The 25,465-nt window shown below is 66.3% G+C and carries 30 protein-coding genes; 25 read left to right on the forward strand and 5 right to left on the reverse strand.

Features of this window, described 5'->3' with window-relative positions; genetic code table 11:
- The 5 genes from ACP693_RS06415 (at nucleotide 1) to ACP693_RS06435 (ending at nucleotide 2,719) form a co-directional block, all read left to right on the forward strand.
- Nucleotides 1-429 carry a DoxX family protein gene (locus ACP693_RS06415; protein WP_426018056.1) on the forward strand — a complete coding sequence of 143 codons (429 nt, stop codon included), beginning with the start codon at nucleotides 1-3 and terminating at the stop codon, nucleotides 427-429.
- A gap of 83 nt (nucleotides 430-512) precedes the next feature.
- On the forward strand, nucleotides 513-1,784 hold the full coding sequence (locus ACP693_RS06420; RefSeq protein WP_426018054.1) for a NupC/NupG family nucleoside CNT transporter: 1,272 nt from the start codon (nucleotides 513-515) through the stop codon (nucleotides 1,782-1,784).
- Nucleotides 1,785-1,814: 30 nt separating this feature from the next.
- Nucleotides 1,815-1,937 (forward strand): hypothetical protein, encoded by a 123-nt coding sequence (locus ACP693_RS06425; RefSeq protein ID WP_426018052.1) that lies wholly within the window; start codon nucleotides 1,815-1,817, stop codon nucleotides 1,935-1,937.
- The gene (locus tag ACP693_RS06430) at nucleotides 1,934-2,074 is read left to right on the forward strand and encodes a hypothetical protein (protein ID WP_426018050.1); all 141 of its coding nucleotides are present in this window, start codon (nucleotides 1,934-1,936) and stop codon (nucleotides 2,072-2,074) included. The genes ACP693_RS06425 and ACP693_RS06430 overlap by 4 nt, the downstream gene beginning before the upstream one ends.
- A 6-nt stretch (nucleotides 2,075-2,080) precedes the next feature.
- Nucleotides 2,081-2,719, forward strand: coding sequence for a YoaK family protein (locus ACP693_RS06435; RefSeq protein ID WP_426018047.1), 639 nt, complete (start codon nucleotides 2,081-2,083; stop codon nucleotides 2,717-2,719).
- Here the strand turns inward: ACP693_RS06435 and ACP693_RS06440 are convergent.
- Complete coding sequence (locus tag ACP693_RS06440; protein WP_017504495.1) at nucleotides 2,703-3,137, reverse strand: PaaI family thioesterase; 435 nt, start codon at nucleotides 3,135-3,137, stop codon at nucleotides 2,703-2,705. The two genes, ACP693_RS06435 and ACP693_RS06440, sit on opposite strands and share 17 nt — an antisense overlap.
- A gap of 47 nt (nucleotides 3,138-3,184) precedes the next feature.
- On the opposite strand from ACP693_RS06440, the gene ACP693_RS06445 reads away from it, so the two are divergent.
- From ACP693_RS06445 to ACP693_RS06515, 15 genes are all read left to right on the forward strand, one after another.
- Nucleotides 3,185-3,487 (forward strand): DUF3253 domain-containing protein, encoded by a 303-nt coding sequence (locus tag ACP693_RS06445; protein ID WP_346493916.1) that lies wholly within the window; start codon nucleotides 3,185-3,187, stop codon nucleotides 3,485-3,487.
- Complete coding sequence (locus ACP693_RS06450; protein WP_426018043.1) at nucleotides 3,477-4,109, forward strand: uracil-DNA glycosylase family protein; 633 nt, start codon at nucleotides 3,477-3,479, stop codon at nucleotides 4,107-4,109. The genes ACP693_RS06445 and ACP693_RS06450 overlap by 11 nt, the downstream gene beginning before the upstream one ends.
- A gap of 17 nt (nucleotides 4,110-4,126) precedes the next feature.
- Nucleotides 4,127-5,155: an alpha/beta fold hydrolase gene (locus ACP693_RS06455; RefSeq protein WP_426018042.1), complete on the forward strand. Its 1,029-nt coding sequence runs from the start codon at nucleotides 4,127-4,129 to the stop codon at nucleotides 5,153-5,155.
- Nucleotides 5,156-5,242: 87 nt separating this feature from the next.
- Nucleotides 5,243-6,880 carry a flagellar basal-body MS-ring/collar protein FliF gene (gene fliF, locus ACP693_RS06460; protein WP_426018040.1) on the forward strand — a complete coding sequence of 546 codons (1,638 nt, stop codon included), beginning with the start codon at nucleotides 5,243-5,245 and terminating at the stop codon, nucleotides 6,878-6,880.
- Nucleotides 6,880-7,914 carry a flagellar motor switch protein FliG gene (gene fliG / locus ACP693_RS06465; protein ID WP_425982492.1) on the forward strand — a complete coding sequence of 345 codons (1,035 nt, stop codon included), beginning with the start codon at nucleotides 6,880-6,882 and terminating at the stop codon, nucleotides 7,912-7,914. Before fliF ends, fliG begins: the two co-directional genes overlap by 1 nt.
- A 1-nt stretch (nucleotide 7,915) precedes the next feature.
- Nucleotides 7,916-8,578 (forward strand): flagellar assembly protein FlbE, encoded by a 663-nt coding sequence (locus ACP693_RS06470; protein WP_426018039.1) that lies wholly within the window; start codon nucleotides 7,916-7,918, stop codon nucleotides 8,576-8,578.
- Entirely contained in the window at nucleotides 8,578-8,910 is a 333-nt protein-coding gene (fliN, locus tag ACP693_RS06475; RefSeq protein WP_425982496.1) for a flagellar motor switch protein FliN, read from the forward strand. The genes ACP693_RS06470 and fliN overlap by 1 nt, the downstream gene beginning before the upstream one ends.
- A 36-nt stretch (nucleotides 8,911-8,946) precedes the next feature.
- Complete coding sequence (locus ACP693_RS06480; protein WP_426018037.1) at nucleotides 8,947-10,359, forward strand: sigma-54 interaction domain-containing protein; 1,413 nt, start codon at nucleotides 8,947-8,949, stop codon at nucleotides 10,357-10,359.
- A gap of 2 nt (nucleotides 10,360-10,361) precedes the next feature.
- A complete protein-coding gene (bla, locus tag ACP693_RS06485) occupies nucleotides 10,362-11,258 on the forward strand; it encodes a class A beta-lactamase (protein ID WP_426018036.1) in 897 nt (298 codons plus the stop codon).
- Nucleotides 11,259-11,265: 7 nt separating this feature from the next.
- Entirely contained in the window at nucleotides 11,266-13,368 is a 2,103-nt protein-coding gene (flhA, locus tag ACP693_RS06490; protein ID WP_426019619.1) for a flagellar biosynthesis protein FlhA, read from the forward strand.
- Nucleotides 13,369-13,521: 153 nt separating this feature from the next.
- Entirely contained in the window at nucleotides 13,522-14,967 is a 1,446-nt protein-coding gene (locus ACP693_RS06495) for a sensor histidine kinase (RefSeq protein WP_426018034.1), read from the forward strand.
- Nucleotides 14,964-15,389: a response regulator gene (locus ACP693_RS06500; protein ID WP_425982506.1), complete on the forward strand. Its 426-nt coding sequence runs from the start codon at nucleotides 14,964-14,966 to the stop codon at nucleotides 15,387-15,389. Before ACP693_RS06495 ends, ACP693_RS06500 begins: the two co-directional genes overlap by 4 nt.
- Nucleotides 15,386-16,426, forward strand: coding sequence for a sensor histidine kinase (locus ACP693_RS06505; protein ID WP_426018032.1), 1,041 nt, complete (start codon nucleotides 15,386-15,388; stop codon nucleotides 16,424-16,426). The genes ACP693_RS06500 and ACP693_RS06505 overlap by 4 nt, the downstream gene beginning before the upstream one ends.
- A gap of 14 nt (nucleotides 16,427-16,440) precedes the next feature.
- A complete protein-coding gene (locus ACP693_RS06510; RefSeq protein ID WP_426019618.1) occupies nucleotides 16,441-16,884 on the forward strand; it encodes an NUDIX domain-containing protein in 444 nt (147 codons plus the stop codon).
- 84 nt (nucleotides 16,885-16,968) lie between these two features.
- Nucleotides 16,969-17,148, forward strand: coding sequence for a CsbD family protein (locus tag ACP693_RS06515; protein WP_135195023.1), 180 nt, complete (start codon nucleotides 16,969-16,971; stop codon nucleotides 17,146-17,148).
- Between the two features lie 68 nt (nucleotides 17,149-17,216).
- Here ACP693_RS06515 and ACP693_RS06520 read toward each other — a convergent pair whose 3' ends face one another.
- Genes ACP693_RS06520 through ACP693_RS06535 form a run of 4 tightly spaced genes read right to left on the reverse strand, consistent with a single transcriptional unit; the run spans nucleotide 17,217 to nucleotide 20,521 of the window.
- The gene (locus tag ACP693_RS06520; protein WP_426019616.1) at nucleotides 17,217-17,714 is read right to left on the reverse strand and encodes a hypothetical protein; all 498 of its coding nucleotides are present in this window, start codon (nucleotides 17,712-17,714) and stop codon (nucleotides 17,217-17,219) included.
- A gap of 53 nt (nucleotides 17,715-17,767) precedes the next feature.
- Nucleotides 17,768-18,946: a vWA domain-containing protein gene (locus tag ACP693_RS06525; RefSeq protein WP_426018030.1), complete on the reverse strand. Its 1,179-nt coding sequence runs from the start codon at nucleotides 18,944-18,946 to the stop codon at nucleotides 17,768-17,770.
- Nucleotides 18,947-18,966: 20 nt separating this feature from the next.
- Nucleotides 18,967-19,494 carry a GNAT family N-acetyltransferase gene (locus tag ACP693_RS06530; RefSeq protein WP_426018029.1) on the reverse strand — a complete coding sequence of 176 codons (528 nt, stop codon included), beginning with the start codon at nucleotides 19,492-19,494 and terminating at the stop codon, nucleotides 18,967-18,969.
- A 22-nt stretch (nucleotides 19,495-19,516) separates the two neighbouring features.
- Nucleotides 19,517-20,521 carry a zinc-binding alcohol dehydrogenase family protein gene (locus tag ACP693_RS06535; protein ID WP_426018028.1) on the reverse strand — a complete coding sequence of 335 codons (1,005 nt, stop codon included), beginning with the start codon at nucleotides 20,519-20,521 and terminating at the stop codon, nucleotides 19,517-19,519.
- A gap of 89 nt (nucleotides 20,522-20,610) precedes the next feature.
- Here ACP693_RS06535 and ACP693_RS06540 point away from each other — a divergent pair, with 89 nt between their 5' ends.
- The 5 genes from ACP693_RS06540 to dxs all read left to right on the forward strand — a co-directional run bounded on the left by ACP693_RS06540 (nucleotide 20,611) and on the right by dxs (nucleotide 25,464).
- Nucleotides 20,611-21,534 carry a histone deacetylase family protein gene (locus tag ACP693_RS06540; protein ID WP_426018027.1) on the forward strand — a complete coding sequence of 308 codons (924 nt, stop codon included), beginning with the start codon at nucleotides 20,611-20,613 and terminating at the stop codon, nucleotides 21,532-21,534.
- A 41-nt stretch (nucleotides 21,535-21,575) separates the two neighbouring features.
- Nucleotides 21,576-22,238 carry a histidine phosphatase family protein gene (locus tag ACP693_RS06545; protein ID WP_426018025.1) on the forward strand — a complete coding sequence of 221 codons (663 nt, stop codon included), beginning with the start codon at nucleotides 21,576-21,578 and terminating at the stop codon, nucleotides 22,236-22,238.
- 48 nt (nucleotides 22,239-22,286) lie between these two features.
- Nucleotides 22,287-22,538 carry an exodeoxyribonuclease VII small subunit gene (locus tag ACP693_RS06550; protein ID WP_426018023.1) on the forward strand — a complete coding sequence of 84 codons (252 nt, stop codon included), beginning with the start codon at nucleotides 22,287-22,289 and terminating at the stop codon, nucleotides 22,536-22,538.
- 79 nt (nucleotides 22,539-22,617) lie between these two features.
- Entirely contained in the window at nucleotides 22,618-23,493 is an 876-nt protein-coding gene (locus ACP693_RS06555) for a polyprenyl synthetase family protein (RefSeq protein WP_135195623.1), read from the forward strand.
- 57 nt (nucleotides 23,494-23,550) lie between these two features.
- Nucleotides 23,551-25,464, forward strand: a complete 1,914-nt coding sequence (gene dxs, locus ACP693_RS06560; RefSeq protein ID WP_426019614.1) for a 1-deoxy-D-xylulose-5-phosphate synthase — start codon at nucleotides 23,551-23,553, stop codon at nucleotides 25,462-25,464.
- Nucleotide 25,465: the final 1 nt, after the last annotated feature.

Below are 25,465 nucleotides of genomic sequence, written 5' to 3' on the forward strand. Positions count from 1 at the left end.
ATGACCGCCATCGCCCGCATTCAGCAGCGCATCACCGACGCCGTTCCGGAATGGCCGCTGGCCCTTTTGCTGCGGGTCGGGATCGCTGCGCCCTTCTTCCTGTCCGGGCGCACCAAGGTTGACGGCTTGCTGACCCTGTCGCCCTCGACGCAGTATCTGTTCGCCGAGGAGTATCATGTGCCGCTGCTGGCGCCCGACGTGGCGGCCCATATGGCGACCTATGCCGAGCACGCCCTGCCGATCCTGCTGGTTCTGGGATTGCTGACGCGGCCGGCGGCCATTGGCCTGTTGCTGATGACGGCGGTGATTCAGGTGTTCATCATCCCTACCGGCTGGCCGACGCACCTGCTGTGGGCCGGGCCGCTGGTCTATCTGATCGCGCGCGGACCGGGCGCGGCGAGCCTGGATCGGGTTCTGAAGCTCGACTGAGGCCGCGTCCCCCTTGCCAGCCGCGTCAACTTGTCCTTGAAGCGTGCAGACGGCCGCAGCGCGCGGCGTGGGGATCGTCTTTCATGTTCAGTCTTCTGAACCTCCAGAGCCTGTTCGGCCTGGTCGTCATCATCGCCATCTGCTGGGCGTTCTCCGAGAACCGTCGCGTCTTCCCATGGAAGCTGGCGATCGGCGCCGTCCTGGTTCAGGCCGGTCTGGTCCTGGCCCTGTTCGCCATTCCGGGATCGCGCGCCGTCCTGACGGCGGTGACGGGGGCCATCGACGGCCTGGCGGTCGCGACGTCGCAGGGAACGCGGTTCGTGTTCGGCTATCTGGGCGGCGGCGATCAGCCCTATGCGGTCCAGAACGAAGGCGCCCTGTTCACCTTCGCCTTCAACGTCCTGCCGCTGATCATGGTCATCTCGGCCCTGTCGGCCTTGCTGTGGCACTGGAAGATCCTGAAGTGGCTGATCCGCGGCTTTGGCCTGCTGTTCCAGCGCACCATGGGCCTGGGCGGCGCATCGGCCCTGGCGGTGGCGGCCAACATCTTCCTGGGCACCATCGAGAGCCCGATCGTCATCAAGGCCTATCTGGACAAGCTGAGCCGGTCCGAAATCTTCCTGATGATGACCGTGGGCCTGGCGACGGTCGCCGGTTCGACCATGGTCGCCTACGCCAGCATCCTGTCCCAGACCCTGCCCAACGCCGCCGGCCACGTGCTGGTCGCCTCCATCGTCTCGGCGCCGGCCGGCGTGCTGTTGGCGCGGATCATGGTGCCGGAACCCAACAAGGAAGCCATCCAGGCGATCAGCTACGACTCGGCCCTGAAATACGACAGCGCCATCGACGCCATCTCCAAGGGTACGTCCGACGGCCTGATGGTGGTGCTGAACATCTCGGCGGTGCTGATCGTCTTCGTGGCCCTGGTGGCCCTGGTCAACGTCATGCTGGGCGGCTTCATCGTCTTCGGCGAGCCGCTGACGGTCGAGCGTATCCTGGGTGTTCTGCTGACGCCCCTGGCCTGGTTGATCGGCGTCGATGCACGCGAGGCGGGCCAGGCCGGCTGGCTGCTGGGCGTCAAACTGGCCCTGACCGAGTTCGTGGCTTTCATCGACCTGGGCAAAATCCCGGCCGATGCCATCAGCGAGCGCACGCGGATGCTGATGACCTACGCCCTGTGCGGCTTCGCCAACATCGGTTCGGTGGGCATCACCGTGACCGGCCTGTCGGTGCTGATGCCCGAGCGGCGCGAAGAGGTGCTGGGCCTGATCTGGAAGGCCCTGTTCGCCGGCTTCATGGCCACAGCCATGAGCGCGGCCATCGTCGGGGTCATGCCGGCGGCGGTCTTCGGATAGTAGGATTTCCAAAACAACGGGAAGGCCGACATGAAGCTCTATAGCTCGCACCGCGCGCCCAACCCGCATCTGCCCGCGCTATATCCGGAGCCGAACCTGTTCGGCAGAGATGCACGCGAACAGGCGGTGGTCGAAATGTGGAACGCTTCATGAAGACCCTGGACCGGCGCCGGACCAAGTGGAAGCTCATCGCCCTGAACCGGTTCACCATCTCCGACATCGTCGCCGTAGTCGGCCTGGAGTTCGCGCGGATGATCCGTTACCGGCCCCCGGCCAAGGCGGGGGGGTAAGCGGCCTTGCGATTCCTGGCGCCGTCCGACCGGTGGCTGGCCCTGCTGCTGGCGGGGTTGGCGGGCTATGTGGACAGCCTGGGCTTTCTGCAGCTGGGCGGCGTCTTCGTTTCCTTCATGAGCGGCAACTCCACCCGGCTCGCCGCCAGCGTGGCCGAGGGACATTGGCCGGCGGCGGCGCATCTGGCCGCCGTGCTTGGTCTGTTCGTGCTGGGATCCTTTGCCGGCGCCCTGGTCGCGGGCGGCGAGGACGCAAGGTCGCGTAGCCGGGTGCTGATGTTCGAGGCGTTGCTTTTGGCGCTGGCCGCCGCTGCGGCGGGCGCGGGGCTGACTGCCCCGGCCGTAGGCCTGATGGTCATGGCCATGGGCGCGGAGAACTCGGTCTTCCTGCGCAACGGAGAGGTCGGGGTCAGCCTGACCTATATGACCGGAACCCTGGTCAAGCTGGGGCAAGCTCTGGCCGGGGCGGTCAGGGGTGGGGACCGATCCGCCTTTCGTCACTATCTGACGCTATGGGCGGGCTTGACGTTCGGGGCTGTGCTGGGCGCCCTGACGTTCGGCTGGCTGGGTCTCGCAGCTTTGTGGCCCGCCGCCGCCTTCGCTCTTGTCATGGCGGGTATCGCGCGGATCAGCCGCGCGGCGTGAACTTGCGGATGACGCCGGAGAAGGTCATCAGCAGGCGCTCGCCGGTGTTGATCTGGCCGCGCACGAAGATCAGGCTCTTGCCCGCCTTGGTGACCTGACCGGTGGCTTCGATCAGTTCGCCGACATAGCCGCCGTCGATGAAGGTGGAATCCAGCTGGACCGTGACGCCCGAGGCGCCCTCCATCTCCTGATAGGCGATCTGGAACATGGCGATGTCGGCGAAGGTCATCAGACAGCCGCCGTGCATCCGGCCGCCCGCGTTCATGTGCTTCTGCTCGGCGCGGAAGGCGCAGCGCATGTGACCGTCGGGGTCGGGTTTGCCGTAAAAGGGGCCGACGACGGTGTCGAAGGTGTCGTGCAGATCGTAGGTCTGCCAGCCGGCGAACTCGCCCTCTGTGATGGTGATTTTCTTGGGCATGCAGACTTGGCCTTACTTATGGGCGTGCGTTGCAGCATATAGGCGCAATGAGCGATCCGATCGAAACCGCAATCCTGAACAAAATTGCTGCGCTTGAGCCCGGCAAGAGCATTGAGCCCGCCGAAGTGGCCAAAGAGCTACAGCCGGAGCAGTGGCAGCGCATGCTGCCCAAGGTCCGCGCCATCGCGCTGAGCCTGATGCGTCAGGGCAAGCTGACCATTACCAAGAAGGGCAAGCCGGTCGATCCGGACCACGTCCGCGGCGTGACGCGCCTGCGTCAGGCGACCGAGGAAGAGACGGCCCTGGCGCTGAGCCGCCGTCCGCCGGTCGTCGAGGGCGATGACGACTGATCTCGATGAGGTCCTGAGAGACATCCGCGCCTGTCGCGCCTGCGCGGGCGTGCTGCCCCACACGCCGCGCCCGGTGGTGCGGGTCTTTCCTGAGACGCGGCTGCTGATTTGCGGCCAGGCGCCGGGACGGCGGGTGCACGAAAGCGGCCTTCCGTTCACCGATCCGTCGGGCGACCGGCTGCGTGACTGGATGGGCGTGGACTACGAGACCTTCTACGCCGATCACCGCATCGGCGTGGCGGCCCAGGCCTTCTGCTATCCGGGGACGGTGCCCAAAGGGGGCGACTATCCGCCGCCGACACGGTGTGCGGACCTGTGGCGGCCGCAGTTGCTGGACGCCCTGCCGCATATGGAGCTGACCCTGCTGGTCGGCGGATATGCCCAGGCCTGGGCGCTGGGGGATCGAGCCAAGCGCAACATGACCGAGACGGTGCGGGCGTGGCGCGACTATGCGCCTGACCTGCTGGTTTTGCCGCATCCGTCGTGGCGCAATACGGCCTGGCTGAGGAAGAACCCGTGGTTCGAGGCGGAGGTGGTTCCGTATTTGCGGGAACGGGTGCGTTCGATCCTGAGTTCTGCGACCGCTCGTCCTCGCGAAGGCGGGGACCCAGTTCTTTCGTGAGGCGATGCGTGGGACCAATGGTTTTGCATTTCTCCAAGTTGATCCCGCTGGCGGCTGCGCTCGCCCTGTCCGCCTGCGCCACGCCCCATATCCAGTCGCCGTTGACGCCGCCGCTGGGGTTTGCGGGCGCGCATGTCGAGGATCGCGCCCTGGTCATGTCGGACGGCGCGCGATTGCCCTACTTGCGCTGGGGGCCGACGGATCGCGCGCCCTGGGCGGTGATCGTGGCGCTGCACGGCATGAACGACCATGACGCCAGCTTCCGTCTGGCCGGCCCATGGTGGGCCGAACAGGGGATCGAGACCTGGTCCTATGACCAGCGCGGGTTCGGGGCAGCGCCGGGCAGGGGCGAGTGGGCCGGCGAACAGAGAATGACCGACGATCTGCGCGAGGTCACGGCCATGGCGCGGGCTCGCTATCCGAACGCCGTCATCGCGGTGGTGGGCGAGAGCATGGGCGGGTCGGTGACGGCGGCGGCCTTCGGTTCGGATAACCCGCCGGATGCGGATCGGATCGTGCTGCTGGCGCCCGGCGTCTGGGGCTGGTCCACGCAAGGGCCGCTGAACAGCACGGCGCTGAATATCGCGGCGCGGGCGCTGGGCGACGTGGCGCTGGAGCCGCCCGAGTTCATTACCCGCGACATCCATGCCTCCAGCAATACGCTGGAGCTGATCCGTAACGGTCGCGATCCGATGAGCATTCTCGCGACGCGGTTCGACACCGTCTATGGGCTGGTCGATCTGATGGAGACCTCGTCGCGTAGCCTGGGCCGCATCCGGGGCGACGCCATCCTGATGTATGGCGCCCATGACGAGGTGGTGAAGAAGGGGCCGATGCGGCTGGCCTTGCAACGGGCCGAGGCCGAGGGCGGCACATTGCGCACCGCCTGGTATCCGAACGGCTGGCATCTGCTGAACCGCGATCTGGATGCCGAGATCGTCTATCGCGACGTCGTGTCGTGGCTGAGAGACCCAAAGGCGCCCCTGCCGTCGTGCGCGCCAGCCGTCTTGCCGCAGCTGGAAGCCCGGTCGCCGACGCGACCGTAACCTCTCTTAACGCGACGTTTACCATCCAGGCGGCATTTTCTGCCTAGCGGGGCGTTTGTGTCTCCCGCGTGTATGGGGCGGGGACGCGTGGGCGGCTTCACAGCGGCGTTGCAGAAGTTCGGGATCGGCCGTCTGGCCGCGGTCCTCGGCGTCGCCGCGGGCGTGGCCGCCGTGCTGGTCGCCGTCATGCTGCGCATGGGCCAGGCGCCTGATGCGCTGCTCTATTCCAACCTGGATCTGCGCGAAGCCAGCGAGATCACCACCGCCCTGGATCAGGCCGGCATCAAATATAAGTCCAAGGGCGACGGCTCGACCGTCATGGTCAACCGCGACGACGTGGGCACGGCGCGGATGCTGGTGGCCGAGAAGGGTCTCGTGACCTCGGGGTCGGTCGGCTACGAGCTGTTCGACAATCAGTCCGTCCTGGGCCAGACCGAGTTCCAGCAGCAGTTGAACGAGCAGCGCGCGCTGCAGGGCGAACTGTCGCGCACCATCATGTCGATGCGCGGCATCACCGCCGCCCGCGTCCACATCACCATGCCGCGCCGCGAGATGTTCACCTCCGCCGCAGGCGATCCGACCGCCGCCGTTCTGGTGGGGCTGGGCGGCCGCGACCTGAGCGCGGATCAGGTGCGGGCGATCCGTAACCTGGTGGCCTCGTCGGTGCCGAACCTGAAGCCGGACCGCGTCACCGTCGCCGATCAGAACAACCGCACCCTGGCCGCCGGCAGCGACGACGGAACCTTCTCCTCGGCCTCCGCCGCCGAGGCCAAGGGCAATACCGAAAGCCAGCTGCAGGCGCGCATCAAGGACATCGTCGAAGGCGTCGTGGGCATCGGCTCGGCTCGGGTACAGGTGACGGCCGACATCGATCAGAGCCGCGCCACCACCCAGGAAGAGAAGTTCGATCCCGATGGCCAGGTGGTCCGTTCGACCACCACCAACGGCTCGCAATCCGCTGACAACACCGCCCAAGCCGACGGCGGCGTGACCGCCACGAACAACATCCCCGGCGGCGCAGCGCCCGGCGCCACGCCGGCCGGTTCGACCAACTCGGAAAACGCCGAGACCACCAACTACGAAATCTCCAAGACCACCACGACCACGACCAAGGAGCCGGGCGAGGTCAAGAAGCTGGCCGTGGCCGTCGCTGTGGACGGCAAGTGGACGCCCGCCGCCGACGGCAAGGGCGAGCCGACCTATGCGCCGCGCACCGCCGAGGAGATCGCCCAGATCAAGTCGCTGGTCGCCGCCGCCGCCGGCATCGACGAGACGCGCGGCGACAAGATCGAGGTCATCAACGTCCGCTTCAACCACGACACCGGCATCGCAGGCGGTCTGGAGGGCAAGTCGTCGCTGCTGGACTTCTCCAAGAACGACATCATGCGCTTCGTCGAGCTGGGCATACTGACGGTCGTCGCCCTGCTGCTGATCTTCTTCGTGCTGCGCCCGCTGCTGAAGACGGCCTCGGGCGGGACGAACCTGCCGGCCGTCATGGGCGCCAACGGCGCGCCGGTGACGACGGTGGCGACGACGGTGATCGGCGCGGACGGTCAGCCGCAGCTGGTTCAACTGCCTGCCCCCACCGAAATGGATCAGAAGATCGACATCGCCCGAATCGAGGGGCAGGTGAAGGCGTCCTCGGTCAAGAAGGTCGCCGACTTCGTCCAGGCGCATCCCGATGATGCCGCCGGCATCCTGCGCACCTGGGTGGCCGAAGGCTGATGGCGAAGCTGGTCAACAAGAAGTCTGCGATCGACGACCCGAACAAGCTGACGGGGCCGGAGAAGGCCGCCGTCATCCTGCTGGCGCTGGGCGAGGAGCACACCGCCCTGTGGGAGCGGCTGGACGACGACGAGGTCAAGGAAATCTCTCAGGCCATGGCGACGCTGGGCAGCGTCAGCGCCGAGGCCGTCGAGGCCCTGATGATCGAGTTCGTCTCGGGTCTTTCGGGCTCCGGCTCGGTCATGGGCAGCTACGAACAGACCCAGAAGCTGCTGGCTGCTTTCCTGCCCAAGGATCGCGTCGACGGCCTGATGGAAGAGATCCGGGGGCCGGCCGGTCGCACGATGTGGGACAAGCTGGGCAATGTGAACGAGGCCGTCCTCGCCAACTATCTGAAGAACGAATACCCCCAGACCGTCGCCGTCATCCTGTCCAAGGTGCGCTCGGATCACGCCGCCCGCGTCCTGACCAGCCTGCCCGAGGATTTCGCCCTCGAATGCGTGCAGCGGATGCTGCGCATGGAGCCGGTGCAGCGTGAGATCCTCGACAAGATCGAGGCGACGCTGCGCACCGAGTTCATGTCTAACCTGGCCCGCACGTCCAAGCGCGATAGCCACGAGATGATGGCCGACATCTTCAACAGCTTCGACCGCCAGACCGAGGCCCGTTTCATCGGCGCCCTGGAAGAGCGCAATCGCGAGTCGGCCGAGCGCATTCGCGCCCTGATGTTCGTGTTCGAGGATCTGTCCAAGTTGGATCCCGGCGGCGTCCAGACCCTGCTGCGTGGCGTGGACAAGGATTCGCTGGGCCTGGCGCTGAAGGGCGCTTCGGAGGGGCTGCGCGAGATGTTCTTCTCCAACATGTCCGAGCGCGCCTCCAAGATCATGCGCGAAGACATGGAATCGATGGGGCCCGTGCGTCTGAAGGACGTCGATGCGGCGCAGATGGCCATGGTTCAGGTCGCCAAGGACCTGGCCGCCAAGGGCGACATCATGCTGGCCGGCCAAGGCGCCGAGGATGAGTTGATCTACTGACATGACCCATTCCCCAGAGATCCATCGCCCCTTTGTCTTCGACACGGAGTTCGACGCGGACGGTACGGTCTTGCGCGCCAGTGCGTGGAAGCCCGCCAAACGCTCCTATCTGCTGGCCGAGGTTGAGGCCCTTGTGGCGCAGGGACGGTTGGAGGCCCGCGAACAAGCGCTGGGCGAGATCGAGAACCTTCGCGCCATTGCCCTGAGCAGCATCGCCCAGTCGGTGGCCTCGGCCATGCCGACGCTGAAGGCCGTGGCTCAGGCGCATCGCGAGCAGTCCGCCGACCTGGCCCTGGCCGCCGCCCGCGCCATCGGAGGCGCCGCGCTGGAGCGTTTCCCCCAGGCGCCGCTGAAGGCCGCGCTGGAAATGCTGGCCCAGGAGATCGACGCCTCCCCTCGACTGGTCGTGCGCACGTCGGAGCTGGACGAGGAGGCGCGCGCCCTGATCGAGCGGGCGTGCGCCGACAGCGGGTTCACCGGCGTCGTCGCGTTCCGTGACGAGCCCAACATGGCGCGCGCGGCATTTCAGCTGGAATGGGCCGATGGCCGCGCCGATCACGACCCGCAAGGTTCGGCCGACCGGGTCGCTGAGGCGCTGACCGCCGCCCTCGCAGCCGAGGCCGGACACGCCGAAATCCTTCCCGTCGACAGGAGCATGTTCTGATGGCATCCGACGACTTGGCGCTGGAGGAGTTCTCCAGCATTTCGGGCCTGCCGCCCGTGGACGACGCCGGCGACAAGACCGCCGCAGACCTGGCCACCGTCTTCGACGTGCCGGTCAATATCTCGGCTGTGCTGGGCAAGTCGCACATGTCGGTGGCCCAGTTGCTGAAGCTGAACAAGGGGTCGGTGCTGGAGCTGGACCGCAAGGTCGGCGAGGCGATCGACATCTTCGTCAACAACCGCCTGATCGCGCGCGGCGAGGTCGTCGTCGTCGATGACCGACTGGGCGTGACCATGACGGAAATCATCAAGACCGAGGATTCGGGCGCCTGACAGGCGACCGATTTTAGAGATTAAGGGAGAAGAACGATGCGTCTTCTGGTGGTAGGCAGACTGAGCGGGCAGCTCGCTTCGGCGGTGAAGATGGCCATGGCGCACGGCGCCAAGGTCACCCACGTCGAGCGCGCCGACCAGGCGACCGAACAACTGCGCCGGGGACAGGGCGCGGACCTGCTGATGGTCGATTATCAGCTGGACATCGCCGCCCTGATCGCCGCCAACGAGGCCGAGCGGATCACCATCCCGGTCGTGGCCTTCGGCATCGACGCCGATGCGCGCGAAGCCGCCGCCGCGATCAAGGCCGGCGCCAAGGAGTTCATCCCGCTTCCGCCCGACGCCGAACTGATCGCGGCCGTCCTGTCGGCCGTCGCCGATGACGAAAAGCCGATGATCTCGGCCGATCCGTCGATGAAGGCGGTGCTGCAGCTGGCCGACCAGGTGGCGCGCTCGGAAGCCTCGATCCTGATCACCGGCGAAAGCGGCGTCGGCAAGGAGGTGATGGCCCGGTATCTGCACGAGCATTCGCGTCGCGCCGAACGCCCCTTCATCAGCGTCAACTGCGCCGCCATTCCCGACAACCTGCTGGAATCCGAACTGTTCGGCCACGAGAAGGGCGCCTTCACCGGCGCGGTCGCGCGTCGCATCGGCAAGTTCGAGGAGGCCGACGGCGGCACCCTGTTGTTGGACGAAATCTCGGAGATGGACGCCCGGCTTCAGGCCAAGCTGCTGCGCGCCATCCAAGAAAGGGTCATCGACCGCGTCGGCGGCTCCAAGCCGGTCTCGGTCAACATCCGCATCATCGCCACCTCGAACCGCGATCTCGCCAAGGCCGTGGCGGAGGGCACGTTCCGCGAGGATCTGCTGTACCGCCTGAACGTCGTGAACCTGCGCCTGCCGTCCTTGCGCGAACGTCCGGGCGACATCGTCGTTCTGGCCGACCACTTCATCAAGAAATACGCCGCCGCCAACGGCGTGCCGGTTCGCCCGATCTCGGCCCAGGCGCGCCAGGCCATCGCCGCCCACCGCTGGCCCGGCAACGTCCGCGAGCTTGAGAACGCCATGCACCGCGCGGTGCTGCTGGCGACGGGTCCCGAGATCGACGTGGACGCCATCCGCCTGCCGGACGGTCAGCCGCTGTCCGGCCAAGGCGCGGGCGCTATGACGGGCCATGCCTATGATGGCGGGCAGGGGGGCATCGCCGCTCGCGCCGCCCAAGCCGCCGACGCCGTGACCCGCAGCTTCGTGGGCCAGACGGTGGCTGCGATGGAAAAGACCCTGATCCTGGACACCCTGACCCACTGCCTCGGCAACCGCACCCATGCGGCCAACATCCTGGGCATCTCGATCCGCACCCTGCGCAACAAGCTGAACGAATATTCCGATGAGGGCACGGCCATCCCGGCGCCCATGAGCGGCGTGTCGGCCTCGGGTTACGCGGCCTGAGGATGGCCACCGGGTTCGATCGCAGGACGCTGATCGGCGGGGCGGGCGCGCTGGCGCTTGTCGGCTGCTATCCGCGACGCGATGAACCCAAGGCGGAAGAGACGCCGCAACCCTTCCTGCTGAACGACCTGGAAGAGCGCCACGGCGGACGGCTGGGCGTGGCGGCCCTGGATGTCGGCAGCCAGCGACGGGTGTCCTGGCGCGGCCAGGAACGGTTCGCCTTCTGCTCGACCTTCAAGGCCTTTCTCGCCGTCGCCACGCTGGAGCGGGTGCAGCGCGAGGAAGAACAGTTGGACCGCGCCGTCGCCGTCACGCGTGCGGACATGATCCCCCATGCGCCGGTCACCGAAAAAGCCATCGGCCGCACCCTGACGATCCGCGAACTGATGCAGGCGGCGGTCGAGGTCAGCGACAATCCGGCGGCCAATATCCTGATCCGTGAAATGGGTGGAATCGCCGTATGGCGTTCTTGGTGGCCGACGTTCGGCGACACCACCACCGTCATCTCGCGCCTGGAGCCGGACCTGAACACCGCCCTGCCCAACGATCCGCGCGACACCTGCCTGCCGGACCAAACCATCGCCAACATCCGTGAACTGGCGTTCAGCGACAGGCTGACGCCCGAGCACGACCAACTGATCAGCGGCTGGATGATCGCCTCGCCGACCGGACCCAGCCGCATCAAGGCGGGCGCGCCCGTGGGATGGACCGTCGCGCACAAGACCGGGACCGGCGTCAATGGCGCGACCAACGACATCGGCATGCTGACGCCGCTGTCGGGTTCGCCGGTTCTTATGGCCGCCTACTTCACCGGCGCGCCCGAGGCGACCGATGATCAGCGCGACGCCGTGATCGCCGAGGCGACGCGTCGCGCACTGAAGGCGCTGGGCCGTGACTGAAACGCCCATGATGATGAAGGACGGCATGGCGCGCCCCACCGGGCGCGACGTCCTGGGCTGGGTCAACCGCGGCGAAGTGCTGATGGCGGTGAGCGTGATCGGCGTGATCATGCTGCTGATCCTGCCGGTTCCGAAGATGCTTCTGGACCTGCTGCTGGCCTTCTCGCTGGTGTCCAGCGTGCTGATTCTGATGACGGCCGTGATGATGAAGCGGCCGCTGGACTTCGCCATCTTCCCCACGGTTCTGCTGGTCTCGACCCTGTTCCGCCTGGGTCTGAACCTGGCCTCGACGCGTCTGATCCTGACGCACGGTCAGGAAGGCCATGAGGCTGCCGGTCAGGTGATCAACGCCTTCGGGCAACTGATGATGGGGGGCAACTTCATCATCGGGGTGATCATCTTCGCCATCATCCTGGTGGTGAACTTCGTCGTCATCACCAAGGGGTCGACCCGGATCGCGGAGGTGTCGGCCCGCTTCACCCTGGACTCCATGCCGGGCAAGCAGATGGCCATCGACGCCGATCTGTCGTCCGGCCTGATCACCGAGGACCAGGCCAAGATCCGCCGCAAGGAACTGGAGCAGGAATCGACCTTCTTCGGCGCCATGGACGGCGCCTCCAAGTTCGTGCGCGGCGACGCCGTCGCCGGCCTGATCATCACCTTCATCAACGCCATCGGCGGCATTCTGATCGGAACCCTGACGCACGGCATGCCGGCGATGGAGGCCGCCAATACCTACGTCCAGCTGACCATCGGCGACGGCCTGGTGACGCAGGTTCCGGCCATCATCATCTCCATCGCCGCCGGCTTTCTGGTGTCAAAGGCCGGCGTCGAGGGTACCGCGGACAAGGCCATGGTCACGCAACTGGCCACAAACCCGGTGTCGCTGGGCGTCGTGTCGGGCGCGGCCGGCCTGATCGGTCTTATCCCCGGCATGCCTCTGCTGCCGTTCGCGGCACTGGCCATCGGCTCGGGCTTCATGGCCTGGAAGCTGGGTCGTAACCGCCTGAAGCCGCAACCGACCGAGGCCGAGATGGCCGCGACCGCCGCCGCCGCCAAGCCCAAGGAAGACGTCGAAGAGCCCATCTCCAACATCCTGACCATCGACGAGGTCAAGATCGAGCTGGGCTATTCGCTGCTCAGCCTGATCAACGATCTGGAAGGCCGCCGCCTGACCGATCAGATCCGCGCCCTTCGACGCTCGCTGGCCCAGGAATACGGCTTCGTCATTCCCCAGGTGCGCATCCTCGACAACATGCGCCTGCCGACCCAGGGCTACGCCATTCGCATCAAGGAGATGGAGAGCGGCGCGGGCGAGGTGCGGCTGGGCCATCTGATGGCGATGGACCCGTCGGGACGTCAGGTCGAACTGCCCGGCGAGCACATGCGCGAGCCGGCCTTCGGTCTGCCCGCCACCTGGATCGAAGACGGCATGCGCGAAGAGGCGACGTTCCGGGGCTACACCCTGGTCGATCCATCGACGGTGCTGACCACCCACCTGACCGAGATCCTGAAGGACAATATGGCGGACCTGCTGTCCTATGCGGAGGTGCAGAAGCTGCTGAAGGAACTGGGCGCCGAAGAGAAGAAGCTGGTCGAGGAACTGGTCCCCAGCGTGGTCACGGTCACTACCCTGCAACGGGTGCTGCAGGCCCTGCTGCGCGAGAAGGTGTCGATCCGCGACCTGCCGGCGATCCTGGAAGGGCTGGCCGAGGCCGCACCGCACAGCTCCAGCGTCACCACCCTGGTCGAACATGTCCGCGCCCGCCTGGGCCGTCAGCTCTGCTGGCAGAACAAGGACGGCGAAGGCGCGCTGCCCATCGTCACCCTGTCGCCGGAATGGGAGAACGCCTTCGCCGAAAGCCTGGTCGGGCAGGGCGAGGACAAGCAGTTGGCCATGGCGCCGTCGCGGCTTCAGGACTTCATCCGCGCCGTGCGCGACACCTTTGAGCGGATCGCCATGACGGGCGAAAATCCTGTGCTGCTGACCGGGCCGATGACCCGGCCCTATGTCCGGTCGATCATCGAACGCTTCCGGGGGCAGACCGTGGTGATGAGCCAGAATGAAATCCACCCCAAGGCACGGTTGCGTACACTGGGCCAGGTCTAGCAACCGCCTGTAACTAGGCGGATTCAGTTTGACGTTTGACGCGGCGCAGCACGCCGCTAAAGCTCCACCGTCATGATCCCAAGCCCCCGATCCCAATGGTCGCGATTGCGCGACTTCACCCGCACGTCGTCGCTCGCGCGATCGATGTCGGCCATGCTGATCCTGGTCTTCGGGCTGCTGATCCTCGTCAATGCGACGACCTTCGTGATGATCCAGCGGACGGCGTCGGTGAACCGCACCGTCGAGCACGCGCAGCAGATGCGGCGTGCGTCGCGTACGATCCTGATTTCCATGTTGAACGCCGAGACCGCACAGCGGGGATTTCTGCTGACTGGCCGCAGCGATTTCCTTCAGCCCTATCGCGACGCAAGGGCGGAGATGGAGCCGGCCGTGGTCTTTCTTGAGGAGGGTGCGGTGCAGGACCGGACGCTCAAGGCGCCTATCGACCGTATCCATCGTCTGGCGGACCTCAAGTGGGCCGAGATGGAACGGACCGTGACCTTGGCGCAGCAGGGGCGGATCGGTCAGTCGATCCAGTCCGTAAGGTCCGGCGAAGGCAAGCGCTACATGGATGAGCTGCGCGTCGCCGTGGAGGACTTCGACACAATCAAATCGACCCGGATCGCCGAGCGCAGTAGGGCCTCCGAGCGGTTCGGCGTCCTGACGGTGACGATGAACGCCATCGCGGGCCTGCTGGTGATCGTCCTGGCGCTGCTGTCGGCGTGGATGGTGCGGCGCTACGTGTCTGAACTTCAGGCCGCCCGCGCGACGCTGGACGCCGCCAACGCCGGGCTGGAGGACAAGGTCCGCGAACGCACCGGCGACTTGATGCGCGCCAACGAGGAAATTCAGCGCTTCGCCTATATCGTCAGCCATGACCTGCGCGCGCCCCTGGTCAACGTGATGGGCTATACCTCCGAGCTGGAGCAGGCGGGCAAGATCGTCGACAAGTCCATCACCGACGCGGAGAAGACGCGCGCGGTCGATCCCGACGTCGTCATGGCGGTCCGCGAGGACATGCCCGAGGCCATCGGCTTCATCCGCGCCTCGACCGAGAAGATGGATCGGCTGATCAACGCCATCCTGAAACTGTCACGCGAAGGCCGGCGCAATCTGTTGCCGGAGACGCTGGACATGACGGCGATGGCCCAGAACATCGCCAACAGCGTCCATCACCAGACCGAGGCGTCTGGCGCTCGCATCGAGGTCCAGTCTCTGCCCGAAATCGAAAGCGACCGCATTTCGATGGAGCAGATCATGGGCAACCTGATCGACAACGCCGTCAAATATCTGGACGTCAGTCGGCCAGGCGAGATCGTGGTGTCGGGCGAGGACGTACCGGGCGGCTGGGTCGTCTACCGGGTCGCCGACAACGGTCGGGGCATTGCGCCGCGCGACCACGAACGGATCTTCGAACTTTTCCGCCGATCCGGCAAGCAGGACCGGTCGGGCGAGGGGCTGGGCCTGGCCTTCGTGCGCAACAGCGTGCGACGGATCGGGGGCACGATCGACATCGAGTCCGAGCTGGGTAAGGGCTCGACTTTCCTGCTGAAATTCCCCAAACGACTGATCCTAGCTGAACCCGGAGGCGCGCTGTGACGCAACCCGTCAAAATCATCATGGTCGAAGACGACCACGGTCACGCCAAGCTGATCGAAAAGAATATCCGCCGGGCCAATATAAACAACGAAATTAAGCATTTCGACGAAGGCGGCGCGGCGCTGGACTATCTGTTCAGCGAGGAAATTCTGGCCAATGGACCCCTGCTGATCCTGCTTGACCTCAACCTGCCGGATATGTCGGGAACTGACATTCTGGAGAAGGTGAAGGGCAACGACCGCCTGAAGCGTGCGCCGGTCGTCGTGCTGACGACCACGGACGACAAGGTCGAGATCCAGCGCTGCTACGACCTGGGCTGCAACGTCTACATCACCAAGCCGGTCGACTATGAATCCTTCGCCGGCGCGATCCGTCAGCTGGGCCTGTTCCTGTCGGTCATCCAGGCGCCGGAGATCGAGTGATCGAGACGCCCCAGGCCATCCGCCTGCTCTACATCGACGACGACCGGGGCCTGTCCCGGCTGGTCGAGAAGGAGTTGGGGCGTCACGGCTATGCCGTTACCTGCGCCCCCGACGGGGACGCGGGGCTGGAGCTGTTGCAGCAGCATGAGTACGATATCTGCGCCCTGGATCATTACATGCCGGCGCGCGATGGTCTGGATGTCCTGCCCGACATCCTGGCGCTGAACGCGCCGCCGCCGGTCGTCTATGTGACAGGCACGCAGGATGGGCGGATCGCGGTAGCGGCCCTGCGCGCAGGCGCGGCCGACTACGTCATCAAGGACGTGTCCGAGGACTTCACCTCCTTGTTGCGCTCGGCGCTGGAAGACGCCCTGCTGCGTCGCCGGCTGCAGCGTGAGAACGACCTGGCGCAGGAGGAAATCCGCTTGGCCCGCGACCGCGCGGAGGCGATGCTGCGCGAGGTGAACCACCGCGTCGGCAACTCGCTGCAACTGGTGTCCAGCTTCATGTCGCTGCAGATGCGACACGTGACCGATCAAGGCGCCAGGGATGCGCTACGCGAGTCTCAGGCGCGCATCGAGGCCGTCGCTCATGTTCACCGCCGCCTCTACACCTCGGGCGACATGAGCACCGTCGCCATGGACGAATATCTGGTGGGGTTGATGGACGAACTGTCCAAGTCCATCGGGCCGGACGAGGGATCGCCCAAGTTGACCTTGGACGCCGAACCCCTGTCGGTCACGACCGACCAGGCGGTGTCCATCGGCGTCATCGTCACCGAACTGGTCACCAACGCTGTCAAATACGCCTATGCGCCGGGGCAGGGCGGCGAAATCCGCATCCATCTGCGCCGCGAGGGCGATAACAAGGTCTCCCTGATGGTCGAGGACGACGGCCCCGGCATGGGCGACGGCACGCCCAAGGGCACGGGCCTGGGCGGCAAGATCATCTCGGCCATGGCGTCTGGCCTTCGCTCGGCCGTCGAGTTCGACGGCGCCCACAAGGGCGTGCGCGCCCGGCTGTCGTTCGACCTCTAGGGTCGGTATCCATGATGTTGCAGTTCGGCGTTCGCAAACCCGCTTCGGATTATCGTCACCGCGCCACGGCGTTCGGCATCGTCGAACGCGACGGACTGATCGCCTGTGTCCGCGTCGAGCGCGAAGCCGGTCCCTATTTCGATCTGCCCGGCGGCGGCGTGGATACCGAGGAGACCGAGGTCCAGGCCTTAAAACGCGAGTTCGTCGAGGAGACGGGGCTCGACATCGCGCCGCTGAATCGCATCGCCGAGGCCAGCCAGTATTTTGTGCGTTCGACGCGCGAGCCTGTGAACAATGTCGGCGGCTTCTGGACCGCGACCGTCACTGCAGAAAACCCGGATGCGAAATGCGAGGACGACCATACCCTGGTGTGGCTGGATCCGACCTTCGCCCTGTCCCGACTGAGACACGATTCCCACGCCTGGGCGGTCGCCGTGTGGCTGCGTCGCGCAAGCTGAGCCTTACGGAACGGGCGCTGGACTGCGTCGTTTCCTTTTCAACCCGCAACGCCCTGTCGCGGCTATTGAAAACGGAGAGTCCAGATGGCTGATCACGATCGTGTCGAAGGCGCCGCCAAGAACATCGGCGGCAAGATCAAAGAAGCCGCCGGCAAGGTGACCGGCGACAGCAAACTGCAGGCCGAAGGCAAGGCCGACCAAGTCGAAGGCAAGGTCCAGAACACCGTCGGCGGCGTCAAGGACAGCCTCCGCGACAAGGCTTAAACCTCACTGGAATTGCGCGAAAATAGGAAGCGCCGTCCGCGAAAGCGGGCGGCGTTTCTGCGTTTCGATCAGTCCTTGTCGCCCCAGAGCTTGATCGACAGGCCCTTGCTGGTCGTCGCATCCACGGGGCGGCACTCGGAACTGAAACCGCCTTCGACGGGACGGGGGCGGCAGTCCATTTCCCGCAAGGCCGACGGCGCGCTGGCCGCCCGCGATTGCGGCCCGCACTGAACGGCATAGGCCGAGCCGCCGGCGTTGGCCTGGATCATCTGACAGTCGCCTGCCATGCCGCTGGGATGCAGAGCCTCGGGCAGGTCCGGTCCCATTGCCAGGGCCAGTTGTTCGCGAACCTCGGTCTGACAGGTCTCCATCGACTTGGCGCCGCGAACCAGCGGACTGCACCGAGCGCGCTCGAAGCCGAAGGGATCGGCCAGGCCCCACGCCGGCACGGAATGCTGAACCGTCGGCGCGGGCGTCTCGACCACGGGGTCTGGCGCAGGGGCTTCCCACACGACGCTGGGGGCGGGTTGCTGAAACAGAAGAAGGGCGAAGGCGGCGGCGATCATGGACAAGGCCCCTCAATGTGGTCGCAGGGCAGGAACTCGCCCAAGACGCGAATCTACCTTGTCAGGGCGCGCATCGCCTTGTCGAGACCTTCCAGCGTCAAGGGGAACATCTGCTCCTCCATCACCTCGCGCAGCAGGCCGACCGAGGCGGTGTAGCTCCAGTAGCGTTCCTGCACCGGGTTCAGCCAGATCGACTTCTCCCACTGCTGACGGGCGCGTTTCATCCAGACCGCGCCGGCCTCTTCGTTCCAGTGCTCGACGGAGCCGCCGGGCATGGTGATCTCGTAAGGCGACATGGTCGCGTCGCCGACGAAGATGGCCCGCCAGTCGCCAGGGTATTTGTGCAGCAGGTCCCAGGTCGGAATTCGCTCGGTGTGCCGACGCCGGTTGTCCTTCCAGACGCCCTCGTAGAGGCAGTTGTGGAAGTAGAAGAACTCCAGGTTCTTGAACTCGGTCTTGGCGGCCGAGAACAACTCCTCGACCATCTTGATATGGCCGTCCATCGAGCCGCCGATGTCCAGAAACAGCAGGACCTTGATCGTATTGCGCCGCTCGGGCCGCATGCGGATGTCCAGCCAGCCCTGGCGCGCCGTGCCGTCGATGGTGCTGTCGATGTCCAGTTCCTCGGCCGCCCCCTCGCGCGCGAACCGGCGTAGGCGACGCAGCGCCACCTTGATGTTGCGCGTGCCCAGTTCGACCGTGTCGTCCAGGTTCCGGAACTCGCGCTTCTCCCACACCTTGACGGCCCGGCCGTGTTTTCCCGGCCCGCCGATGCGCACGCCTTCGGGATTATAGCCGCCGTGGCCGAAGGGGCTGGTCCCGCCCGTACCGATCCATTTCGAGCCGCCGGAGTGCCGTTCGTGCTGTTCCTCCAGCCGCTGTTTCAGCGTCTCCATCAGCTTGTCAAACCCGCCCAGCGCCTCGATCTGAGCCTTTTCCTCGTCGGTCAGATATTTCTCGTTCAGCAGCCGCAGCCAGTCCTCAGGGATGTCTGTGGTCAGGTCCGCGCCCGAGCCGACCGATTCCACCCCCTTGAACACGGTCCCGAACACCTGATCGAACCGGTCATAGTGTTTTTCGTCCTTGACCAGGACCGCGCGCGACAGGTGATAGAAGGTCTCCACTTCGCGTCCGGCCAGATCGCGATCCATCGCCTCCATCAGATGGAGCCATTCCTTCATCGATACCGGAACCTTGGCGTCGCGCAGGGCGGTGAAGAAAGGGAGAAGCATGGAACGGATGTGAACCCGGATCAGCCGCGCCGCAAGATGAACTCGCGATCACGCCAGGCGCCGACGGGGTAGTCATATTCCCCGGCCTTCTCGAAGCCGTAGGCGGCGTAGAGGCGCTGGGCCTTGTCGTTGCCGCTCCAGACGCCGATCCACAGCGGGCCTTGGGTGTGGGCCTCCATCCAGTCCAGCGACAGGGTCAGCAGCTTCGTGCCCAGGCCCAGACCCTGCGCGGCCTTGGACACATAAAGGCGGCGCAACTCCATGTGCTCCGGTCGGGCCTCGGGATGGGGCAGGCCGTTGGGACCCGCGTTGGCGAAGGCCAGAAGATCGGCGTTCCGCTCGGCCACCCACCAGGCGCAGTCCGGTTCGGCCAGCTTCTTCAGTGTCGGCTCCACGTCGAAACTGGCGTCCAGGAAGGCCTTCAGATCGGCCTCGGGATAGGGAATGCCGAACCCCTCGACGAAGGTGTCGACGAAGGTTTGGCGGCCCAGGGCGCCCAAGGCGGCGGCGTCATCGGGGTGGGCAGGGCGGATCACGATCTCGGTCATCATCCGCCCATAGAGGCAGAGGTCAAAAGCCGTCCAGCGCGATCTTGCCTATTGTCGCGCCGCTTTCCAGCTGGCGGTGACCCTTAAGCAGATTTTCGACCGACAGCGCGCCGAGGTTTTCGGTCAGGGTGGTGCGGACGGCGCCGGCGTCCACCAGACGCGAGACCTCCGTCAGCAACCTGTGCTGTTCGATCATGTCAGGTGTCTGCTGCACGGGTCGGGTGAACATGAACTCCCACACGAAGCCGGCCGCCTTCTGTTTCAGCAGTTCGACCGGCAGCCCCTTGAAGTCGTCGATGGCCCCGATCACGCCCTGCGCGGCCACCGCGCGGGCCAAGGCTTCGAAATGGGCCTGGGTGTGGGTCAGGGATGCGATATATTTCGGCGCGCGCTCGCTGGCCGCCGACAGGGCTTCGTCGATCGGGCGGGAGTGATCGATCACCGCGTGGGCGCCCAGGTCCAGGCACCATTGGCGGGTTTCAGGACGCGAGGCGGTGGCGACGACACGCAGCTTGGTGACGGCGCGGGCGATCTGGATCAGGGCCGAGCCGACGCCGCCGGCGCCGCCGACGATCAACAGGCTCTCGTCCTCGTCCTTGCCGGCCTTCAACCGGTCGAACAACAGCTCCCAGGCCGTGATCACCGTCAAGGGCAGGGCGGCGGCCTCTGCGAATGTCAGGGACTTGGGTTTGGGTCCGACGATCCGCTCATCCACAGCTTGCCGTTCCGCGTTGGAGCCTGCCCGGTCGATCTGGCCGGCATAGAAGACCTCGTCCCCGACCTTGAACAGGCTGGCTTCGTCGCCGACGCCGATCACCACGCCGGCCGCATCATAACCCAGGATGCTGGTTTGACCTTCCTCGGGCTGGCGGCTGGCGCGCACCTTCGTGTCCACGGGGTTCAGGCTGACGGCCTTGACCTGAACCAGCAGGTCGCGTGGGCGCAGGATCGGTTCGGGCGCGTCGAAGGCGACCAGGGCGACGGGGTCGGTCGCGGGGCGGGGGCCGGTCGTGCCAATAGCCTTCATGACGATCTCCTCGGGCTTGTTTCGTCGCCTTGCACATCGGCTTGCGATAGGCTGGCCGCAAGGCGCATCCAAGAAATGACCAACCCGCCATGAACCAACTGCCGATCTTCACCCATCCGTCGATGCTGTCTCACGCGCCCGGCGCAGGACATCCCGAAAGTCCCGAGCGTCTGAAGGCGGTGCTGGACGCCTTGGCCGACGCGGGGCTTTCCGGCGATCGGCGGGCGGCGACCCTGGCCGAGGTCGCGGATCTGGAGCGGGTGCATCCGGCCGCCTATGTCGCGCGCCTGCTGGACGCGTCGCCGGTCGAGGGGATGATCCCATTGGACGCCGACACCATGCTTTCGCCCGGCAGCGTGCCGGCCGCCCGTCTGGCGGCGGGCGCGGCGATCGACGCGGTGCGGGCCGTGGCGCGGGGTGAGATGAACCGCGCGTTCGCCGCCGTTCGCCCGCCCGGCCACCATGCCGAACCGGATCGGGCCATGGGGTTCTGCCTGTTCTCGTCCGTCGCGATTGCGGCGCGCGTGGCGCAATCCGAAGGGATGGCGCGGGTGGCGGTGGTGGATTTCGACGTTCACCACGGCAACGGCACCCAGGCCGCGTTCGAAGACGACGACAGCCTGTTCCTGGCCTCCATCCACCAGATGCCGCTCTATCCCGGCACGGGCGCGGCGTCCGAAATCGGTGTCGGCAATATCGTCAACGCCCCGGTCGTTCCCCATGCGGCGCGAGAAGACTGGCGCGCGACCTTCGCCGGCGGACTGATGCCGGCGCTGGAATCGTTTCGGCCGGACCTGATCCTGATCTCGGCCGGCTTCGACGCCCACAGGCGCGATCCGCTGGCGCATCAGTCGCTGGAGGCCGAAGATTTCGCCTGGGCGACGCGTGCGATTCTGGAGGTCGCGCGTCGGACGTGTTCGGGCAAGGTTGTGTCGGCGCTTGAGGGCGGTTACGACCTTGAAGGACTAGGCCGCTCTGCGGTCGCCCACGTCGCCGCGCTCGGGGAGGACTGAGGACGCTTAACGCCTTGAAACCAAAGGCCCGTCCGTTTGTCATGTCAGCCCCCGCCCTGTCCCTCGATTCGACCGAACCGTCCGTGCCCCAGTCTGATGCCGCGGGGTCTGTCGGCGCGCTTGTGGCCCTGCGGCCCGGCGCCATCACCCTGACGCGCCACGGCGAGCCGGCGCTGTCGCGCAAATGCCTGATCACGGCCCGTCAGTACGGCGACTGGTGGGCGAAATACGAGATCGGCGGTCTGCTGGCCGGCCAGACGCCCCCGCCGGAACTGGTCGCCGCCGCTCAAGGCGCCGGCGCCATCTACGCCTCGACCCGCCAGCGCGCCCAGGAAACCGCCGCCGCCGCCGCCGCCGGACGCGAGGTGATGGCCGACGTGATGTTCATCGAGGCGCCCCTGCCGCCGCCGCCTATCCCTGAATGGATCAAGCTGTCGCCCAAATGGTGGGGCGTGGTGTCGCGCTTCTGGTGGCACGCCTTCGACCATCACGACGGCCAGGAAACCCGCGCCCAGGCCGAGGCGCGCGCCGATCAGGCGGCGCAGAAGCTGATCGCGCGGGCCGAGAGCGGCCAGGACGTGCTGGTCTTCGCCCACGGCTATTTCAACCATATGGTCGGTCGTGCACTGAAGGCCGACGGCTGGAAACTGGTCCACAACCAGGGCTTCAAATACTGGTCCCAGCGGCGCTACGAGAAACGATAGCCGCTTCTGACATTGATGCGGCGGTTGCGCCCCATTAGGGTCCGCGCCATGACCGACACCGCCGCCGCCATCCCCGCCGATCTCAGCTTCGAAGACGCCCTGCAGCGGCTGGAGACCATCGTGTCCCGCCTGGAGTCCGGCCAGGCGCCGCTGGAAGAATCCATCGCCCTGTACGAAGAGGGCGCCAAGCTGAAGGCCCATTGCGAGGCGCGCCTGAAGGCGGCCCAGCTGCGCGTCGAGAAGATCGTCGTCGGCCCCGACGGCCAGGCCAAGGGCGTCCAGGCGGCGTCGTTCGAATGACGAATCCTGTCCGCGTCAGCTCGGCAATGGGCGGACGGTCTTGAACCGCGTCATCGCCGCCAACTCGCCCGAGCAGGCGGTGATCGATCGCGTGGCCGAGGTCGCCGATCTGGTCACGGTCGCGCTGGATGAACTGCTGCCGCGCGCCGAGGGCCCCGAATCGCGCCTGACCGAGGCGATGCGCTACGCGGCGCTGGGCCCCGGCAAACGGTTGCGGCCGTTCTTTGCGCTGGAGGCCGCGCGGCTGTTCGACATCGACGAGCGGTCGGTGCTGCGCGCCGCCTGCGCCCTGGAATGCGTCCACGCCTACAGCCTGGTTCACGACGACCTGCCGTGCATGGACGACGACGACATGCGCCGGGGCCGCCCCACGGTTCACCGCGCCTATGACGAGGCGACGGCGGTTCTGGCCGGCGACGCGCTTCAGACCGCCGCCTTCGACATCATCCTGCACGAAGACACCCACGACGATGCGGCCGTGCGGTGCGAACTGGCGGCGCGGCTGTCGCTGGCGTCCGGGGCGCGCGGCATGGCGGGCGGTCAGATGATCGATCTGCTGGGCGTGCGTGACGACCTGGGCGGCGTCGCGCGGATGCAACGGCTGAAGACCGGCGCCCTGTTCGCCTATGCCTTCGAAATCCCCTTGATCATCGCCGACGCCTCGATGTCGCAGCAGCATGCCCTGATCAGCTTCGCCCACGATGTCGGCCTGGCCTATCAGATCGTTGACGACCTTCTGGACGCCGAAGGGTCGGCCGAGGAGATGGGCAAGGCCGCCGGAGGCAAGGACGCGGCCCTGGGCAAGACCAATTTCGTCACCCTTCTGGGTCTGGAAGCGGCGCGACACAGGGTCGCGCATCTCGCAAACCAAGCCCGCTCGCACTTGGAGCCCTTCGGCGAAGACGCTGAAATCCTCAGAGCCAGCGTGGACTTTGTGCTAAAGCGCCGGTCCTGATACGAAACGTTGACGCGACCTGCGGGTTGATCAATCAGACTTTCCAAGGTTTTACGGCTGATGCCCGACACCCCGCTTCTCGACACCGTCAAATTCCCGGCCGACACCCGGGCCTTCGATATCGCCCAGCTGAAACAGCTGGCGCAAGAGGTGCGCGCCGAGACGATCGATGCGGTGTCGGTAACCGGCGGCCATCTGGGCGCGGGCCTGGGCGTGGTCGAGCTGACCACGGCGCTGCACCATGTGTTCGAGACGCCCAAGGACATCCTGATCTGGGACGTCGGCCATCAGTGCTATCCGCACAAGATCTTGACCGGACGGCGCGACCGCATCCGCACCCTGCGCCAGGGGGGCGGCCTGTCGGGCTTCACCAAGCGCAGCGAGAGCGAATACGATCCGTTCGGCGCCGCCCACGCCTCGACCTCGATCAGCGCCGCCCTGGGCTTCGCCGCCGCGCGCGATCAGAAGGGCGAGAAGAACCGCGTCGTGGCGGTGATCGGCGACGGCTCCATGTCCGCCGGCATGGCCTATGAGGCGATGAACAACGCCGCCGAGGCGACCAGCGGCCAGCTGATGGTCATCCTGAACGACAACGACATGTCCATCGCGCCGCCGGTGGGCGGGATGAGCGCCTATCTGGCTGGTCTGGTGTCGGGCGGGGCGTATCAGAACGTGCGGCGGCTGGGAAAATCCGTCGCCCAGCACCTGCCGCGCCCGTTCCGCAAGGCGGCCAAGAAGGCCGAGGAATATGCACGCGGCATGGTCACCGGGGGCACCTTCTTCGAGGAGCTGGGCTTCTACTACGTCGGCCCCATCGACGGGCACGACATGGACAATCTGGTGCCGATCCTGAAGAAGGCGGCCGCCATCGAGGACCGGCCGGTGCTGGTTCACGTCGTGACGCAAAAGGGCAAGGGTTATACCCATGCCGAAAGCAGCGCCGACAAGCTGCACGCGGTGGTCAAGTTCGACGTGGTGTCGGGCAAACAGGCCAAGGCCATTTCCAACACGCCCAGCTACACCAAGGTGTTCGGGACTGAGCTGATCAAACACGCCAAGATCGATCCGTCGATCGTGGCGATCACGGCGGCCATGCCGTCGGGCACGGGGCTGGACCTGTTCGGTCAGGCCTTCCCCGAGCGGACCTATGACGTCGGCATCGCCGAACAGCATGCGGTGACGTTCGCGGCCGGCCTGGCGGCGGATGGAATGAAGCCGGTCTGCGCCATCTATTCCACCTTCCTGCAACGCGGTTACGACCAGGTGGTGCACGATGTGGCGATCCAGTCGCTGCCGGTGCGGTTCGCCATGGACCGCGCGGGTCTGGTCGGTTCTGACGGGGCGACCCATGCCGGATCGTTCGACATCGGCTTCATGGGGGCGTTGCCCGGCATGGTGCTGATGGCCGCCGCCGATGAGGCGGAGCTGGCGGCGATGATTTCGACCTCGCTGGCCATCGACGACCGACCCAGCGCCTTCCGCTATCCGCGCGGCGACGGCGTGGGCGTCGAGATTCCCGAGCTTGCCGCCCCGCTGGAGATCGGCAAGGGCCGGATCGTGCGCGAGGGCACGTCGGTCGCTATCTTGTCCTTGGGCACCCGCCTGCAGGAATCGCTTAAGGCGGCGGATATGCTGGCGGCCAAGGGCGTGTCGGCGACGGTGGCGGACGCCCGTTTCGCCAAGCCGCTGGACGCCGACATGATCCTGCGCCTGGCGCGCGAGCACGAGGCGCTGATCACGGTCGAGGAGGGCGCCATGGGCGGCTTCGGCGCCTTCGTGCTGCAACTGCTGGCCGAGAAGGGCGCGCTGGATGCGGGTCTGAAAATCCGCACCCTGAACCTGCCCGACGTCTTCCAGGACCAGGATGCGCCGATGGCCATGTACGCCCAGGCCGGTCTGAACGCCGAACACATCGCCGCCGCCGCGCTTCAGGCCCTGGGCGTGTCCGCCAGTCAGGCCGTCCGCGCGTAAC

The sequence above is a fragment of the Brevundimonas sp. TWP1-3 genome, from assembly GCF_049896085.1.
Classification (GTDB): domain Bacteria; phylum Pseudomonadota; class Alphaproteobacteria; order Caulobacterales; family Caulobacteraceae; genus Brevundimonas.